The organism is Labilibaculum sp. DW002 (assembly GCF_029029525.1).
Lineage (GTDB): Bacteria > Bacteroidota > Bacteroidia > Bacteroidales > Marinifilaceae > Paralabilibaculum > Paralabilibaculum antarcticum.
Genome location: NZ_JAKJSC010000011.1, coordinates 97820 through 116306 on the forward strand (window position 1 = coordinate 97820; position 18487 = coordinate 116306).

Genomic DNA, 18487 nt, shown 5'->3' on the forward strand with positions numbered 1-18487 from the left:
TTCTATTTATTAGTTATTATTTTCGGCCGCCCAGATTTCCCATCATTCGGGACATCTTTCCGCCTTTGGACATCATTTTCATTAATTTTCGAGTTTCATCGAATTGCTTAATCAAACGATTCACATCCTGAATATTTGAACCACTACCTGCAGCAATACGCTTACGTCGCGATCCATTCAGTAAAGTTGGATTCTCACGCTCCAGTGGTGTCATCGAATATATAATCGCCTCAATACCTTTAAAAGCATCATCATCAATATCAATATTCTTGAGTGCTTTTCCTACACCAGGAATCATTGATGCCAAATCTTTAAGATTACCCATTTTCTTAATCTGAGAGATTTGAGAAAGGAAATCATTAAAGTTGAATTGATTCTTAGCAATCTTCTTTTGTAGACTTCGAGCTTCATCAGCATCAAACTGCTCCTGTGCACGCTCAACAAGCGACACAATATCACCCATACCCAAAATACGGTCAGCCATACGAGATGGATGGAATACATCAAGAGCTTCCATTTTCTCACCTGTACCAACAAATTTGATAGGCTTGTTTACAACAGAACGAATTGATAAGGCAGCACCACCACGAGTATCACCATCAAGTTTAGTTAATACAACACCATCAAAGTCTAATCTATCATTAAACTCTTTGGCTGTATTAACAGCATCCTGACCAGTCATTGAATCGACAACGAATAAAATCTCAGAAGGTTTGATTGCCTTTTTAACAGCCTCAATTTCCTTCATCATTGTTTCATCAACAGCTAAACGACCCGCCGTATCGACAATCACTAAATCGTGACCTTTTGCTTTTGCCTCTTTGATAGCCACTTCAGCAATTTTTACTGGATTCTTATTATCCTTATCAGAATAAACAGGAACACCAATTTGCTCACCTAAAACATGTAACTGATCAATCGCAGCTGGACGATAAACGTCACCAGCAACCAACAGAGGGTTCATTGAACGTTTTGTCTTAAGCAGGTTTGCTAACTTTCCTGAAAAAGTTGTTTTACCCGAACCTTGAAGACCGGCAATAAGAATAACAGCAGGATTACCTTTTGTTTCAATATCTACATGTTCTCCTCCCATCAATTCAGCCAATTCATCATGAACAATTTTCACCATCAATTGATTTGGCTTCAATGAAGTTAGTACATTTTGTCCTAATGCTTTTTCTTTTACTGTAGCAGTAAACGACTTAGCGATTTTAAAATTGACATCGGCATCTAATAAAGCACGACGAACATCCTTTAAAGTTTCAGCTATATTTATTTCGGTGATCTTTCCATGACCTTTCAATATCTGAAAGGACCGCTCAAGTCTTTCATTAAGATTTTCAAACATTCTTTTCCGGATTTTTTTTAGTTCCCTGCAAAAATAAAAAATTCTGCTTAGTGATAAAGGGTATATAACAGAAATGTCAATTATTTTATCAAAAATCCTATAATTCTGATAAATCAAACATTTTCAGTCTATAAAAAGAGCGGATTTCAATTTAAAACCCGCTCTTCAAATTATTAATAAATATATCTTACATTCTTTCAGGAACGCCAATTCCTAAAAGATCCATACCACTTTTAATAATTCCTGCAACTTGTTTAGATAAAACAAAACGGAAATTTCTTAAATCTTCATTTTCCTCTTTATTCATAGGGAAATCGTGATAGAACTGATTGTATTCCTTAGATAAATCGTAAACGTAATTTGAAATCAAAGCTGGACTTGTTGCGTCACCAGCTTCTTTAATCACTACAGGATAATTAGCAATTACCTGAATAAGGTTAGATTCTTTTTCCGAAATAGAAAGGTCTGTAACCGCTAATTCTGGCACTTCAATTCCTGCATCAATTGCTTTTTTCAATACGGATTGAATACGTGTATATGTATACTGAATAAATGGACCAGTGTTACCATTGAAATCAATAGAATCCTTAGGATTAAACATCATATTCTTTTTAGGATCAACCTTCAGAATAAAATATTTCAATGCTCCCATTGCTACCTTATAATAGACATCCTCAGCTTCTTCTTTAGAATAACCTGAAAGTTTACCTAACTCTTCTGAAGTTTCACGAGCAGTATTAACCATCTCCTTCATCAAATCATCAGCATCAACAACTGTACCTTCACGAGATTTCATTTTTCCTTCTGGTAATTCTACCATACCGTAAGAAAGATGCTGAATTTTATCGTGCCACTCATATCCTAATTTCCCCATAACCAGAGAAAGAACCTGAAAGTGATAATTTTGCTCATTACCTACTACATAAATATGCTCATCAATTTTAAACTCATCAAAACGCTCGTAAGCTGTTCCAATATCCTGAGTCATATAAACCGACGTTCCATCATCACGTAATAATAATTTGTGATCTAAACCATCTGATTCAAGATTAGCCCATACCGATCCAGTCTCTTTCTGGTAAAGAACACCTTCTTCAAGACCACGCATAACGATAGCCTTACCTTGTTTATATGTATCCGATTCGAAATAAACCTTATCAAAATCAACACCCATTGTTTTGTACGTGATTTCAAAACCAGCTAATACCCAATCGTTCATTTTACGCCAAAGAGCAACTGTTTCTTCATCTCCTGCTTCCCACTTAACAAGCATTTCTTGAGCTTCAAGCAATAATGGAGCTTTCTTTTTAGCCTCATCAGTATCCATTCCACTAGTAACAAGAGTTTCAATCTCTTTTTTATATTCCTGATCGAACTTCACATAGTACTTACCTACCAGGTGGTCACCTTTAATTCCTGTTGATTCAGGCGTCTCTCCCTCACCAAAACGCAACCAAGCTAACATCGATTTGCAGATATGAATTCCTCTATCGTTAACCAAATTCACTTTGATTACTTCATAACCATTAGCTTTTAAAATCTGAGCAACAGAATAACCTAATAAATTATTCCTGATATGTCCCAAATGAAGAGGCTTATTGGTATTTGGAGAAGAATACTCAATCATTACTTTTTTGGCACCTTCAACTAAAGGAATAAAACCATAATTATCAGTTTTTACTGCCTCATTCAAAATTGAAAGCCAATAAGTATTATCAATAACCAAATTTAAAAACCCTTTTACGATATTAAAAGAAGGAATAGCTTCAATATTTTCTTGTAGATAATTTCCAAGATCGTTAGCAGTTTCTTCAGGTGATTTTTTAGAGAAGCGTAAAAATGGAAATACAACAACAGTTAAATCTCCCTCAAACTCGCGTCGGGTCTTTTGAATCTGAACACTTTCTTCTTCAACCTTCTGACCATAGCACGCACTTATGGCCTCTACTACTTTACCTTTAATAATACTTTCAATACTCATTTGGAAATTCTTTATTTCGAATTCAATTATTTACCAGTTAAATTGTAATAAGTCATCCGTACAGTTCATTTAAACTTGACGTATTCTAACTCATTTTAAGCAAAAAGCCCTATTACAATCGGAATGCGCAAAGATAATACGAATAAAATAAATAGCTGCCTACATTTAGAAAAAAGTCATTCGTAACCATACAAGCGGAATCCCTCAAATTACCAACTATATTTAACATCCGATTAAGGTACATTCCTTATCTTTGGAACTATTGCAAGGATTTATACTTTTGTCAAACTGCTTTATTTAAGTATTGAATATTTTATCCGTAACAACAAAAGCACTTTTTTTAAGTTAATACTGAAACGCCCAAGCCCTAAAAGAATGAAAAATATACTTTTTATCTTATTTTCATTATTCGTAAGTATACAATTATCCGCCCAAAGCCACCCTGATGCAGCCACATCTAAATCAAACAGCTCAAAAATTAGCCGTTTACTTTCTCGAGCAGAAAAAGATTTTAACGCTGATAATAAGGAGGCATTAAAACTAACTCTATTAGCTGCCGAAAAAGCCCTTAAAGATGAAAACATGGAGCAGTTTGCTAATGCGAACGAACTTTTAGGCAAAATTTATATTTACAGAGGGAATTTAGATAAAGCACAAAAATCCTTCGAAATTTTATTCAATTTTTGGGAGAGTATGCAAGATACTGCCAAAATAGGATATTGTTACGGATATTTAGGAGAACTCCATTACGCAAAATGTGACTACATAAAGGCTGACGAATATTATCAGAAAGGGTTCGAGCTTAAAAAACATATAAAAGATAGCATTAACTATAGCTACAATCTTAATGCTCTTGGAAATATTCGCCTTGAAACTTGTCGCTATAAAGAGGCATTAAACTATTATTTTGAGGCATTAAATCTCAACATTAAAAATAAAAGTGTTTCAGGTGTCTGTTATTCTCAAAATGGATTGGGAAACACTTACTTTGAAATGAATGATTTGGTTTCTGCAAAGAAATATTTCGAAGAATCATTAGCTACAGGCAAGAAGCATCAATTATACAAAAACATTGCTTATTCTTTAAATCAATTAGCCAAACTGCAAAACACTTTGAACAATAGAAATACTGCTATTGATTTGTATAATGAGTCGTTGGAAATAAGCAAAAAATTACAATCTAGAAATGGCATCGCCCTATCCTTCATGGGCATTGGAGAAATCTACCAGAGCATCATGCAAAATGATAAAGCTTTAGAATTTCATCACAAAGCTTTAAAAATATTTGAAGAAATTGATTCGAAAAAAAACATTGCTAGTTGTTACCTCAACATAGGAATGGTACTATATGAGTTAAAAGATCATGAATTGGCAAAAGAAAACTTTCGTAAATCTATTGAAATTAACGAGCTAATTGGATACTTAAAAGGCGCCGCAGATGGACACCGAAAATTAGGAAACACTCTTTATCAAGAAGAAAAGTTTGATGAAAGTCTTTTTGAGTACCGCAAGTCTCTTAATATTCAAGAATCTATAGGAAACCAAAAAGGAATCGCTTATTGCTACACGAATATTGGATTAGTATTTATAAAGCAAAACAAGTTAACCGATGCAGAACGATATCTTAATAAATCTATTGAGATTAATAAAAGCCTAGAAAATCATCTGGGTGTAGCCTCGGCATACAATAATCTTGGAGAATTGTATCGAGTACGTAAGCGCCCTCAAAAGGCAATTCAACACTTGCTTAAAAGCTATCAAATCACATCTGATATAGGTGCTATTGTACTGAAAGCCGAAAGTGCTAAAAACCTGTCTAAAATTTATTCGGATGAAAATAAGTTTGAAAAATCACTGTCCTATCATAAAGTTTATTTCGATTTATACAATCAGATGTTTAATGCTCAATTAGAGAATCGTGTTGGGTGGATTCAAATGCAAAATGAAAGAGACAAACGAATAAATCTAGAGAAGATATTTCAAAATGAAAAGGCTATTGAAAAAGAAAAGTTAAACACACAATCTCTGATCAACTCCTTTTTAATCGTAATCGTTATCCTTATTTTACTGTCCACAGCTCTTATTTATGGTCTTTACGTAGCAGTTAAAAAGTCGAATAAAAAGCTTATAAATGAGGTTGAAGTGAGGAAAAAAGCAGAATTTCTTCTTGCTGATCACCAAAAAAACCTAGAAGGACTCGTTAAAGTTAGAACTCTTGAACTTGAAAAAGCAAAAAATAAAGCGGAAGAATCGGACCGCTTAAAATCTTCATTTCTTGCAAATATGTCGCACGAAGTAAGAACTCCAATGAATGCAATAATTGGATTCTCAAAACTTCTCACAATGACTACTTCAGCAGAAAAGCAGCGTAATTACACAAGTATAATTAATGATAATGGCTACATCTTACTAACGCTTGTGAATGATATTATTGATATATCAATGATTGAGTCGAAGCAGTTGAAAATTAAAAAGCTCGTCTTCAAATTGCACCCTATGCTTCTTGAGTTAAAGAGTATGTTTGATGAACAAAAAAAGCTGGACAAAAAAGATCATATAGAATTCCGAATTGGTATTGCAGAAGAAATTAAGGAAATAAGTATCTACTCAGATCCAGTAAGAATTAAACAAATTCTAATCAACCTTTTAAGAAATGCATTAAAGTTTACAAATTCAGGTACAATTGATTTCGGAGTAGAATTGAATAATGAAAATTGCCGTTTCTTTGTAAAAGATACAGGAATTGGAATTCCCCCAGAAGAGCAAGATCTAATTTATGACCGTTTTAGACAGGCAAGTAATAATACCGTTGAACACGGAGGAACTGGATTAGGTCTTACCATTTCGAAAAGTTTAACTGAAATGCTCGGAGGTAATATTTGGTTTACCTCTCATCCGGAACAAGGCAGCCAATTCAATATTGAACTTCCTTTCCAAAATAATCCAACCCAGAACCAAACAAATAAGGCAATTCTAAACAAGCAAGTTGACCTATCTGGGAAAAACATACTTGTAGCGGAAGACACCAAATCAAATTTCCTATACATTAAAGAAGTGTTACGAAAAACAAATGCCAATGTAACTTGGTCGCAGGATGGTATTGAAACGGTAGAGAAATTTAAAACAACGAATTTCGATCTTGTTTTAATGGATGTCCATCTTCCGAACATTAATGGTTATGAAGTAACAAAAGTATTAAAGAGAAAAAAACCAGATGTCCCAGTTATTGTTCAAACGGCCTATGGATTCCAAGATGAACTAAAAAATAAAAAAGAATCAGGTTTTGATGCATTTATAAGCAAACCTTACACACAAGAACAACTTTTGGAAATTATTTTGCAAAATTTATCCTAGACAGCGGATAAGTCCTTGATACACGAAGGAAATTAGTATGCATTATTCCTTTGCCTGAGAATAACCCCATTCAAATGAAGGCAGCTGGAACGTATCGAAACTAAGAAAAATAAAGAGGTCTTTGTCTTTAAATAGACAATTTATTTGTTGAATTAAGAATTTCAGACTAATTTAAAGTTACTGAACAAGATTCACTAAAAAACGATTAGTAATGAAGATCAATCTTAACGGAAAATGGAAAAACCAATACAACTCTGTAATGGACTTAGCCATTATTGAAAACAGAGTAAGTGGTACATTTCAAACAGCAATTGGCCAACCCAGATTCGAGGAGAAATTTGAAATATCAGGAAAAATAAATTCCAATGTAATCGCATTTATGGTCGATTTTGGAAAATATGGATCTCTCGCGTGTTGGACTGGCAGATTTGAATTGGATGATCAAGGACCAGTAATCCACACCATGTGGCATTTATCTCAAAGCGAGGGCAGCGAAGAAGAACAGCTTGCCAAAGCAATATTAACAGGTGTTGGAACCTTTCGTAAACCATAAAAAAAAGAGGAGCTAAATTCTAGATTAGCTCCTCTTTTTTTTATCGATTTTACAAGATTATTCAATTATTTACCAACATCTAAATTATCAATGCGATCCAATAAGTCATGTGTTGATTTCAACAGTTCATCGTATACTACTTTGAAATGAGCCTTAACTTCTAAAGAAGTTTTTGCACTTGTTTTTTCATTAACTCTAGCGATATAATTATTTCTTAAACTTGCTGCCTCATTCATAATTGCATAAACATCTTCTGAATTTTTATTACCGAAGAATTCTATATGAATAATACCTCTCATTAAAATTTCATTTGTCAGAAAATTAATGTCTTTCTTAAAATCCCTTCTGCTTGCCATAGTTCAATTTTTAGTATTTGATTATTGCTAAAATACTAAAATAATAGCAAGAGGCTAATTCTCATTAACAATAATTTCAATTTTAAGGTGGCAATTCAAAAGCTTACTTTAATTGACTTATTACTTAAAAGATTATTCTTGTTCATATTGGATATTGCTCGTAAAACCAGTTTATTTGTAAGTAAATCTGCATAACAAATAGAGGTGGTTGGATATGAGCGAATGTTACCGATATATTTTTCTTAAAAATGAAAAACTAAAACCTTCAAAAGAATTTAAAGATGAATTCTTACTTAGAGGTTCTGCCCTTTATGAAGTAATTCGCGTTGTATCTGGAAAACCCGTTTTCTTAAAAGATCATTTCCAACGATTAAGCAATTCTGCAATTCAAATAAAAGAACAAATTTGGTATACTTTTAATCAAATCGAGGATCAAATTGAAAAGTTAATCCAAATAAATGATGTGCAAAATGGCAACATCAAACTTGTTTTTCATATTGATGGATTGGACAAAAACTTTTTTGTCTACTTCATTAAACATTATTACCCAAAACCAGAACAATATCTAAATGGGGTAAGGACAATTGTTCACCATGCAGAAAGACCACTACCTAATGCTAAAGTTTACAATCACAGCTTACGATCAAAAACGAACGATATTATTAGAGATGCTGAAATATTTGAAGTATTACTCTTAAATTCGGTGGGTAACTTGACAGAAGGAAGTCGGTCGAATCTATTTTTCATTAAAAACAATGAATTACATACTGCCTATGACAGTGAAGTATTAAATGGAATTGTGCGCAGTAAAGTTTTAGAAATTGCGGAAAGATTGAACATTCCCATTCGTAAATCACATCTAAAATATGATGATTTAGCGAAATATGATGCAGCCTTTTTAACAGGAACATCTTTAATGATTCTACCAATTAAAAAGATTAATTCGATTAGCTTCTCTCCTTCTCATGAAATAATTAATTCCTTATCCGAAGGTTTTAATAAATTAATTAGTGATTATTTACAATAACTCTTGAAGCTTTCGGAAAACCTATTTCAACTTTTGTTCCACAAGGAAATTCACTATCATCAAAAAGATCTTCTATCGAATAGGAATAAACTCGGCCATTATCCAATACTTTATTTAATAGCTTTATACGATCTCTTGTAATCTGAAGTGTTTTATGATGATTACTAATGTTACTATCCTGATGAAATCCTTTAGATTTTTGACGACCAATACCATTGTCTTTAATAGTACATTTCAAATAGCCATCACTCTCGGCTTCAAAACTTAAGGTCAACTGCCCCTTTTCTTTACTTCCTGATAACCCATATTTAATTGCGTTCTCGATAAAGGGTTGTATCAACATTGGAGGTAACAAGTATTTGTGGGGCTTAATCGAGTTATCAACATTTATTTTGTACGCAAACTTATCGAAAAATCGCATTTGTTCTAATTTCAGATAGTGCTGCAGATAGTTAATCTCATCTGCTAAAGAGATAAAATCTTTATTCGCATTATTGATATTTTTACGCAAAACCATTGAAAAATCGGATAAATAATCTAATGCATTTTCCGTATTTTCATCTAAAATATGACTCTGAATTGAATTCAATGCATTAAAAATGAAATGAGGATCCAATTGATTCTGAAGTGATTTCATTTTCAAGGCAATTACCCGATTAAATTGCTTTGTCCTCTCTTTTTCTTTTCTTCGTACAATTCTAACATATGTATTGCCAGTCAGTAAAATTAACAAAATTAGCAGTAGGCTTGCTAAAATAATAAACCACCAGGTTTTCCACCATCGAATTTTCATTTGAATCGTAAAAGAAAATGGTATTATTTCAAGATCACTTAACTGTCTACCCTCAATTCTTAAAACATAGTCACCACCCGGCAAATGAGAATACATTGCTTTTGTATCAGTGGTCCAATCCGACCAAGTTTTATCGTATCCTTCTAACAAATATCTATATCGAACATTCGAAATATTCTGGCAAAAATCCATTCCAAAATTAAAGGTGAGATCGTTTTCAAAATACTTAAAAGCAACAGGCTCAATTGGAGTATTCGTCCATTGGTCGACCTCTTCTTTTTTAGGCATCCATTCCTCGTTATGCACGAGAATAGTTCTTAACCTTATCCTTGTTTTTAAATGATCTTGATCTGAAAAACGTTTAGTATCAATTTTTAATAGTCTACTTCTGGTTTGCACCCAAATATTTTGATCAGCATCAACAATCGATCTTTCACCATTCTGATCATAGTAACCATCATTCAAATTCCAAAATCGAAATTGCAGAATCGAATCTTGTTCCCAAGAATTATAATCAAACCGATGCACTCCTGTATTCGTTCCACACCACAATGAATTATCATCAAGTAACTGAAATCCTTGGATTGCAGTACCAACTACTCCATCTTCATTCCCTATTGTATCGATAACTTTTAAATCTGTATCGGTAATATTCAATTTGTAAATTAAACCATTGTTTCCAGCTACAATTAAGGTTGAATTATCAACTATAAGAAGATCATTTATTACATTATGAAACCCTGAATTATTTCGATTATAAATTGTGAACTGATTTTCTTGAAACTTTAAGATTCCTTTTTGTCTGGTCGCAATCCAAATGATATCCCCCTGGTTTCTCATTTTACTAATTTCGATTGTACTAGACTGTTCGAATGAATAAGAAGGTTTCTCTTCACATTTACCATCCTTCTTATTAAAACTTAATGTATTGTCCCAAAAAGATAAAATTTCACCGTCTTGTGTGAAAATAAATTCGCTAGCAGGCGTTATTCCAACAAATTGCAGTTGATAATTAGATGTATTGAAAGTAAAAAAACCTTTACTACTTGAAACCCATACGAGCCCCTCCTTATCAATCTGAAGTCTATAAAGTGAAAAATCTTTTAGATTCTCGACTTTACCTGCGCACTTAGCATAAAAATCTTTAGCTACAATTCGTTTTTTAATCTGCAAATCATTAACAATGATTAATTCATTTTTATTGGAAACAAGGATATTTCCATAAAAATCAGAAACTAAATCTTGACTTTCTGGATTTGTAAAACCGTTAAAGCCTGTTTGAATGTATTTAAAAAAACTATTTTCAACCTTAACCAACCCACAATTTTGGGTTCCAAACCACAAATCATTCTGTCCTTTTCTAAGAAAAATGGTATTAATAAAGTAATTGTCTAATTTATTCACAGCAGAGAAATCTACAAATGAATTATCTTGTAATTTTAATACCTTGCGTTTTTCTACTCCATTCTCATAATACCTCAATAAATAATAACTAAGAATTGCATTCTCTTCCTGTTCTATTACATCAGCAATTACTGAATTCTCTTTTGATAAATTCAAGCGAAAGGTCTTTTCTCCTCCTAATACTTTTTTAAGTTTATCTAAATCGTTTTGAATTCCTAAACTTACAATCGGAATTTCTTCGCTATCATTTTTCAGATAATCGCCAAATTTAATATGATAGATGAAATTTTCTTTTTGGCACTCACTACTCGTAATCAATTGATTATTAGCAGAACGAATTTTAAATATCGCCTTAGGATAGGTGGTATTCTTTGCTGTTAGCGATGATTCATCAATATTATATTCATACAAACCATCAGAAGTACCAAGCATCAATTTATTTGAAGATCCAATCGTTTGTAAATAATAAATTTCTCGCTCATTCTTTAAAGAATCAAATTGAATAATCGATAAACGATCTCCATCGAACTTAGAAAGTCCAAGTCCCAAACTAGAAAACCATAGATTTCCATCTGGATCTTCACAAATCGAATTGATTCGTTCTCCTTGCAGTTTTGTTAAGCCTTTTCTAAATTTGATATCTTCTCCTGTGAACTCATACAAACCAGCATCTGTAGCAAGCCACACCAATCCTCTAGAATCTTCAAATATATCAAACACGACATTACTTGGCAAACCATCCACCATCGAAAAATTTTCCGTTGTTTGAATGTTTGCCAATACTTTCGTAGATAATACAATTAGCATTATCAACACGTTAGCAAATATCTTTTGTTTGATATTCATTATGCAATTATAATAAATATGATTTAATAAAAATGATGCCAAATGTGCCAATTTCAACTTGACACATTCTTTTTCTTACAAGTGTGAAGATTCCATATTATTTTATTTAGCTTTAAATCGTTCTTTGAAGAATAACTATCAAGCAAATTAAGCTTAAGTTAAACTACTTGTAAGGTACACTTACACTCACAAAATGCAAACCACTGACTCTCATTATATAATACGATGAATAAGTATATAACAAAAGCTTTCTCAATGTAAATTTCATCGTTATGATACTACTTTTCACAAAAAAGTATGATTTGTTCTTATTATTTTATTTCTTTTGCGACAAGAATAAAGAATAGCATAAAATTCAATATATGAAGCATCCTTTTAATAAAGTGAATTTAAATAAGGCGATTAAAGAGTATCAAGCCAATCAAAATTTCATTCATACTGCTTTGCCAAGATTAAATATTCTCTTGGCTATTAAAAAAGAGCTTAAAAGCATTTCAAACTTAGAATGGGAGTTTGAATACAATCACACCAATGTAAATCAAAATGCTGTTAGAATTCAATTCAGAAATCAAATTAGCAATGATTTTAATTTCTTTTACGAAATACCTTTAAGCATGAATTTTGAATTAAGAGCATACCTCTCAAATTCAACCGTACATTTTCTTGATTTATACAATTTTCTAATTGATAAAAACATTATAAAGAAAGATCAGTTCGCACTAAAAGCAGAGTACCATACGATACCTCATTTCATTCTTAATACTAAAACAAAAAGATATGATATGTCAATTCTTAATCAGTATTCTCTTTCTGATGAAATCGATGATCAAATAATTGATAAAAAAGTAAAAGCTGATATCGAAAATGGATTTGATCAATTCAATTTAATTTTTGAAGAAATCATAAAACAATTCAAAATTTGAACTATTTTTAAAAAATGAGTCCTATTATAAAATCTAACAAATACAATAAACTAAGTATTAGCAAGGCATATTTCCTGCTATTTCTTGTACTTACTGTCACCTTTCTTCTTGGGATCGGTGGCATCTGGATTTATAAAGAAATTTCAGATTTTAATCAGGAATCGAAAAAAATAAGAAAAGAATTATTAAGTGATCAAAAGAAAATATTAACCAATAAGACTAAGGAGTGTCTTGATTTTATTGAATATCAAAATACACAATCAGAATCTAGAATAAAAAACAGACTTAAGAATTTTGTAAATCAGGCTCATGCCATTGCCTCAAACATTTACAATGAAAATAAAGGTAAATTATCTGATCATGAAATTCAAAAGAGAATAAAACAAGCCATAACGCCTCTTCGCTTTTCAAACGATCATGGATACATTTTTATAAATACCCTTGATGGGGTTGGTGTTTTATACCCTTTTTCCAAAAAGAAAGAAGGCCAAAACCTAATAAACCTTCAAGATTTAAATAAAAATTATCTTATAAAAAATGAAATTAACCTGATGCAATTTCAGGATGATGCATATACTAAATATGTAAATCCTAATAAGGTTGTTAATCAGTTTAATGCTTACACCAAAGTTTCTTACATTAAAAAATTCAAGCCTTACGGTTGGTATTTAGGATCTTTTGCCTTTCTCGATGATTTACAAGAAGAAAACCAGCGTGAGACCTTAATTAGAATTGACCAAATTAGTTTTGATGACAACAACCATTTTTTTGTGTATAAAAAAGATGGCACTTGTCTGTTACATTATGACACAACAAGTATTGGAGTAAATTATAGAGATTACAATGATAAATTCCGTAAGGCTAATGTGGAAAAAATATTAGCCTCTACAGTATCTCAAAAAGGTGGTTTCATTGAATATCAAAATCAATCTGAAAATGAAGGTTTAAAAATATCCTATATAAAAACGATTGAAGAATGGGATTGGGTTATTGGCGCTGGAATTTTCACTAAAGAAATAGATGCTGGAATTGAAATTGCACGTAATCATTTAAAAGAAAATGTGTATAAATACATCTATCAGATTATTCTGTTGGTTGCTTTTGCAATTATTATACTCTACATCACTTCGAAATTTATCTCAAAGAAGATGAATCGGAACTTTGTTTCTTTCAACAATTTTTTCCGAAAAGCATCAACTGAATCTCATAAAATTAAAACAGACGAATTATACTTTCCCGAGTTTCGAGACATGTCAATTACCATTAATAGAATGATTGACATTCGATCTCAAAAAGAAGAAGAACTTAAGGATGCAAAAGAACGCGCCGAAGAATCTGATCGTTTAAAATCGTCTTTTCTTGCTAATATGTCGCACGAAATTAGAACTCCAATGAATGCTATAATTGGATTTTCAGAATTATTACAAGAAGAAGACTTGCCATTTGAAACGAGACAACAATTTTTTAACCACATCAAAAATAGTGGCAATTCCTTGTTAAATTTGATTAACGACATTATCGATTTCTCGAAAATTGAGTCAGGTGAATTAAAAATTTCAAAAACTGTTTTTAACCTTAATGAAATGTTTGATGAGCTGCATCAGACTTTTATTAAAATTAAAACAGGAAAAGGAAAAGACCATATTGATTTAAAATTTACAAAAGGTTTAAGTGACCAAAATTGCATAATTTACACTGATCCTTTTAGATTGAAACAGATCATTACAAACCTTGTTGAAAACTCGATAAAGTTCACCGAAAAAGGTAGTATCCTAGTATCGTATCATTTAAATCAAACCGAACTTGTTTTTTCTGTAATAGATACTGGCATTGGTATTTCACAAGATAAACAGGATATTATATTCAGTCGCTTTAGACAAGCAGATGATTCTCATGCTCGTAAATATGGAGGAACAGGATTAGGCTTATCAATTTCTAAGAAATTATCTGAATTACTTAATGGAAAAATGTGGCTTGAATCAACTGTAGATATTGGAAGTAATTTCTCTATCAGTATACCATATCAATTGGATGAAAATCATGTCCCGACGGTATTAAATGATGATCTGTCGGATAAAAAAAAAATAAGTGGTAAGAAAATTCTTGTTGTGGATGATTACGAGGTAAATCTCACCTTATTAAAACAAATGCTGCAAGCTTCAGGAGTTGAAGTCATGGTATCTGAAAATGGGAATAATGCTATAAACCAATGCTCTAAGAACGATTTTGATTTGGTGCTATTGGATCTTCAAATGCCTGAAATAAATGGGTTTGATACTTTAAAACTAATTAAGAAGAACAAACCAGAAATTAAGATAGTAGCCCAAACAGCTTATGCTTTGGAAAATGAAAAGGAACAAATATTAAGTTCAGGATTTGATGGATACATTTCAAAACCAATTGTCAAAAAAGAATTAATGGACATCATTCACAAAATACTATAAACTAAAATCTTGGGCATTTTATTCGTCCAATCTGTCTTCTTTTTCTTGCACTGACTTCCATACAACCAGAACGAGATCTACGATTTCGAGGATTTTTAATCCGCATCATAAAAGCTATTTCATGAGCGCCTGCATTGGTATGAATTAATTTTGAAACTGTTTTATCGTAACTATAGGAAACTTGCCACCAATCTCTAATAATACCTAATTGAAGAATAATAGCATCATATTCCAATTCTAAATTATCACGATACCACATTCCATAAATGATTGATCCTTTGGAAACATACATCCCATAATTTAGTTGTTTATTCGTTCCTTGTTGTCGATATAGAAAGTTTGGTGCCAGACTAAAGTCTGCTTTATGCAATCCATATCTAAAAACGGGAACATTAACACCACAATGTAAAGTATATTTACGAGGCAGTTTAGAATAATCACTTTCGTCTTTAAACGATTCATCAGGCTCGGTTAAATGATGAGCAGCGAAACCTATAAACCAATTTTTATACGAAGCTATTAGGCCTGAAGAAAAATCGAAATAATTTCGATTCAAATGATCAATTGCACCTTCTCCTGTAAACGGATTTATTAATCCATTAATATAAAATTCATCCGTCTGATCTGGATAGGTAAAATTTGATTCATCTAACTTACGTTCGATAAAGGAAGCCTGAAAACCAGCCTTAATAGATAGTTTTTTAGAAATTCGCAAGGTATAGGCGTACATTGCACTTGCTGTTGTCGTACTTACGGTTCCATCTCCTTGTTCATCCTGCATCAGGTGAAGGCCTACACCACCACCTAAAACATCTACATACTGGTCATAGGCTACGCTATAACTTACATATGCTGAATTTAATTCAGGCCATTGGTTACGATATCCCAATCCTACTCTCGCGTCATAATCAGAGCCTGCAAATGCAGGATTTAAATAAATCTTATTCGCGTAGAACTGAGAGAACTCTACATCCTGTGAATACAGGTTTACAGAATTCAATAACAGTATAAAAAAGCCTATTATTTTCAGTTCTTTTCTCATTATCTAAATAAAGTTACCGTACCGTGCGCTTGCTCTTTTCCACCGTAGAAAATAATCCAAACGTAAACACCTATTTCTGATTCTTTTCCTTTGTAGGTTCCATTCCAACCATCATATTTTAATTCATTATTACCAACAATATCTCTTTTCACCATGAACATTTGTTCTCCCCAACGAGAATATATATACATTTCAAAATCGGAAACAAAACCTTTAAATACAGGATAAAAAATTTCATTAGGCCCTTTTCCATTCGGAGTAAACACATTTGGCACCACCATTTTTGGCTGAAGTAGTTTAGCAACTGCCGCTGATTGCGCTACACAACCAAATTTATTTGTTACCTCAACAGAATAATCTCCTGCCTCTTCAACTTCAATACTTCTCCAATCAGATCCTGTACTCCAACGATAGGCTGCATAACCCGATCCAGCATCTAGCGTTACAGATTGACCTTTATAAAAACTAAATGTTTTCGGACTTAATTCAACATCTGGCTTAGGATATACTTCAACATGAATTGTATCAGTTCCCATAAGGCCATAAATATCCCAAACACTTACTATATAATCACCTGTTTCGTTTACATTAATCGTCCTGGTTTTTTCCCCTGTATTCCAATCGTAGCTTTCCCAAGGTCCTGCATCAAGCATTAAAGCATTCCCTTCACATATTCCTACGCTACCACCTAAATCAATACTTGGAACTGGATTAACTGCAACTTTTACTTTACCATTTCCTCTACAACCATTTACATCAATCACGCCTACAGCATATTCCCCATCTTTATCTACTTTTAAAAATTGAGAACTCTCCTGGTTACTCCATTCATATTGTACATATCCGCTACCCGCATCCAATAAGAGTGTAGTTCCTTCTGCAATGACAGTATCTTGTCCTAAACTAACTTCAGGATTATCATGAATAAATATACTAATTTCATCCTGACCAATACAACCAAATTCATCCATTGCTCTAAGAATATATTCTCCCGCATCGTAAACATATATTTCTCGAACTTGACCACCAGGTATCCACTCTGTATGATATCCAGTAGGAGCTTCGATAATTAATTCTTCTCCTTCACAAATATATAGGTCTGGCCCCAAGTCAACCAAAGGTAAATCACGCACTATAACATCAACAGAATCTTGACCAACACAACCATTAATGTCAGTTATTTCAACTGAATAAATACCGCTAGTATTCAAAATTCTCGACTGTGATGTTACTCCATCATTCCATAAGAAACTAACTCCATTTCCTAAATCTATAGTAACAGATTCTCCAAAACACATATCAATTTGATCTGGCAACGGATTAACTGGAAGATGAATTACCTCAACATAAACACTATCAGATGCTAAACATCCATTTTCATTGATAATATCTAAAAAGTACCAGCCAGTTTCACCAGCATTGAGTGAATAATTTGTTTCTCCTGAAAGAATCGCCCCGTCTAATCTCCACTGGTAAGAATAAGTGGAATTATCTGGTCCTTCTATATAAGTTGAATCACCTTCACACACAAGATTCGTTGTGTACACCACATTAAAATCAAATGATGGATGTTGTTCTATTCTAATTGTATCATCAGCAATACAAGAATTTAAATCTGTAAACTGAACAAAGTATGTTCCTGGATTTACAACACTAATTCTATTCGTTGTTTCCCCAGTACTCCATAAATATTCTCCTATTTGATTTCCTGCATCCAAGATATATTTCTCACCTTCACAAATTATCTGATCTGCTCCCAAATCAACGATTGGGTTTGCATGGATTGTTGCGTTAGCATTGTCTGTTGCTGAACAACCATTTGCATCTGTTATTGTTACAGAATAATTTCCACTTGTCGAAACATTAATAGTTTGCGTTGTTTCTCCTGTAGACCATAAATAAGTCGAACCAATATTTCCTGCGTCAAATGTAATTGTTCCACCAGCACATGTTTCCTGATCTGCTACCAAATCAACGGTTGGGTTTGCATGGATTGTTGCGTTAGCATTGTCTGTTGCTGAACAACCATTTGCATCTGTTATTGTTACAGAATAATTTCCACTTGTAGAAACAGTAATAGTTTGAGTTGTTTCGCCTGTAGACCATAAATAAGTCGAACCAATATTTCTTGCATCAAAAGTGATGCTGTTTCCTGAACATGTTTCCTGATCTGCACCAAGATTTACTGTTGGGTTTGCATGTATTGTTGCATTCACATCATCTGAAGCTGAACAACCATTTGCATCTGTTATTGTTACAGAATAATTTCCACTTGTAGAAACTGTAATAGTTTGAGTTGTTTCGCCAGTTGACCATAAATAAGTCGAACCAATATTTCCTGCATCAAATGTAATTGTTCCACCGGCACAAGTCTCTTGATCTGCTCCCAAATCAACGGTTGGGTTTGCATGGATTA

At 32.7% G+C, this 18487-nt stretch carries 11 protein-coding genes; 5 read left to right on the plus strand and 6 right to left on the minus strand.

Annotated features, from left to right (window positions below; all coding sequences use genetic code 11):
• Positions 1-16: 16 nt before the first annotated feature.
• Complete coding sequence (ffh, locus tag L3049_RS21150; protein WP_275111833.1) at positions 17-1348, minus strand: signal recognition particle protein; 1332 nt, start codon at positions 1346-1348, stop codon at positions 17-19.
• Positions 1349-1535: 187 nt separating this feature from the next.
• Complete coding sequence (gene argS, locus L3049_RS21155; RefSeq protein WP_275111834.1) at positions 1536-3329, minus strand: arginine--tRNA ligase; 1794 nt, start codon at positions 3327-3329, stop codon at positions 1536-1538.
• Between the two features lie 375 nt (positions 3330-3704).
• On the opposite strand from argS, the gene L3049_RS21160 reads away from it, so the two are divergent.
• Positions 3705-6683 carry a tetratricopeptide repeat protein gene (locus L3049_RS21160; RefSeq protein ID WP_275111835.1) on the plus strand — a complete coding sequence of 993 codons (2979 nt, stop codon included), beginning with the start codon at positions 3705-3707 and terminating at the stop codon, positions 6681-6683.
• Positions 6684-6894: 211 nt separating this feature from the next.
• Complete coding sequence (locus L3049_RS21165) at positions 6895-7236, plus strand: avidin/streptavidin family protein (protein WP_275111836.1); 342 nt, start codon at positions 6895-6897, stop codon at positions 7234-7236.
• Between the two features lie 65 nt (positions 7237-7301).
• Here L3049_RS21165 and L3049_RS21170 read toward each other — a convergent pair whose 3' ends face one another.
• Positions 7302-7592 carry a hypothetical protein gene (locus L3049_RS21170; protein WP_275111837.1) on the minus strand — a complete coding sequence of 97 codons (291 nt, stop codon included), beginning with the start codon at positions 7590-7592 and terminating at the stop codon, positions 7302-7304.
• Positions 7593-7806: 214 nt separating this feature from the next.
• Here L3049_RS21170 and L3049_RS21175 point away from each other — a divergent pair, with 214 nt between their 5' ends.
• Entirely contained in the window at positions 7807-8619 is an 813-nt protein-coding gene (locus L3049_RS21175) for an aminotransferase class IV (protein ID WP_275111838.1), read from the plus strand.
• Here L3049_RS21175 and L3049_RS21180 read toward each other — a convergent pair.
• Positions 8600-11623, minus strand: coding sequence for a sensor histidine kinase (locus L3049_RS21180; protein ID WP_275111839.1), 3024 nt, complete (start codon positions 11621-11623; stop codon positions 8600-8602). The genes L3049_RS21175 and L3049_RS21180 overlap by 20 nt on opposite strands.
• A gap of 401 nt (positions 11624-12024) precedes the next feature.
• Between L3049_RS21180 and L3049_RS21185 the strand changes: the two genes are divergently transcribed.
• Both L3049_RS21185 and L3049_RS21190 read left to right on the plus strand, forming a co-directional pair.
• A complete protein-coding gene (locus L3049_RS21185; protein ID WP_275111840.1) occupies positions 12025-12585 on the plus strand; it encodes a hypothetical protein in 561 nt (186 codons plus the stop codon).
• 14 nt (positions 12586-12599) lie between these two features.
• Entirely contained in the window at positions 12600-15029 is a 2430-nt protein-coding gene (locus L3049_RS21190) for a cache domain-containing protein (protein ID WP_275111841.1), read from the plus strand.
• Between the two features lies 1 nt (position 15030).
• Here the strand turns inward: L3049_RS21190 and L3049_RS21195 are convergent, their stop codons facing one another.
• Both L3049_RS21195 and L3049_RS21200 read right to left on the minus strand, forming a co-directional pair.
• Positions 15031-16071 carry a PorP/SprF family type IX secretion system membrane protein gene (locus L3049_RS21195; protein WP_275111842.1) on the minus strand — a complete coding sequence of 347 codons (1041 nt, stop codon included), beginning with the start codon at positions 16069-16071 and terminating at the stop codon, positions 15031-15033.
• Positions 16071-18487: T9SS type B sorting domain-containing protein (locus L3049_RS21200; RefSeq protein ID WP_275111843.1), on the minus strand; the 2417-nt coding region annotated here is incomplete at its 5' end. The genes L3049_RS21200 and L3049_RS21195, both read right to left, overlap by 1 nt.

Excerpts from the sequence above, each read along its gene's own strand:
- ffh (WP_275111833.1), bottom strand. The coding sequence starts at position 1,348 with ATGTTTGAAAATCTTAATGAAAGACTTGAGCGGTCCTTTCAGATATTG.
- argS (WP_275111834.1), bottom strand. The coding sequence starts at position 3,329 with ATGAGTATTGAAAGTATTATTAAAGGTAAAGTAGTAGAGGCCATAAGT.
- L3049_RS21160 (WP_275111835.1), top strand. The coding sequence starts at position 3,705 with ATGAAAAATATACTTTTTATCTTATTTTCATTATTCGTAAGTATACAA.
- L3049_RS21165 (WP_275111836.1), top strand. The coding sequence starts at position 6,895 with ATGAAGATCAATCTTAACGGAAAATGGAAAAACCAATACAACTCTGTA.
- L3049_RS21170 (WP_275111837.1), bottom strand. The coding sequence starts at position 7,592 with ATGGCAAGCAGAAGGGATTTTAAGAAAGACATTAATTTTCTGACAAAT.
- L3049_RS21175 (WP_275111838.1), top strand. The coding sequence starts at position 7,807 with ATGAGCGAATGTTACCGATATATTTTTCTTAAAAATGAAAAACTAAAA.
- L3049_RS21180 (WP_275111839.1), bottom strand. The coding sequence starts at position 11,623 with ATGCTAATTGTATTATCTACGAAAGTATTGGCAAACATTCAAACAACG.
- L3049_RS21185 (WP_275111840.1), top strand. The coding sequence starts at position 12,025 with ATGAAGCATCCTTTTAATAAAGTGAATTTAAATAAGGCGATTAAAGAG.
- L3049_RS21190 (WP_275111841.1), top strand. The coding sequence starts at position 12,600 with ATGAGTCCTATTATAAAATCTAACAAATACAATAAACTAAGTATTAGC.
- L3049_RS21195 (WP_275111842.1), bottom strand. The coding sequence starts at position 16,071 with ATGAGAAAAGAACTGAAAATAATAGGCTTTTTTATACTGTTATTGAAT.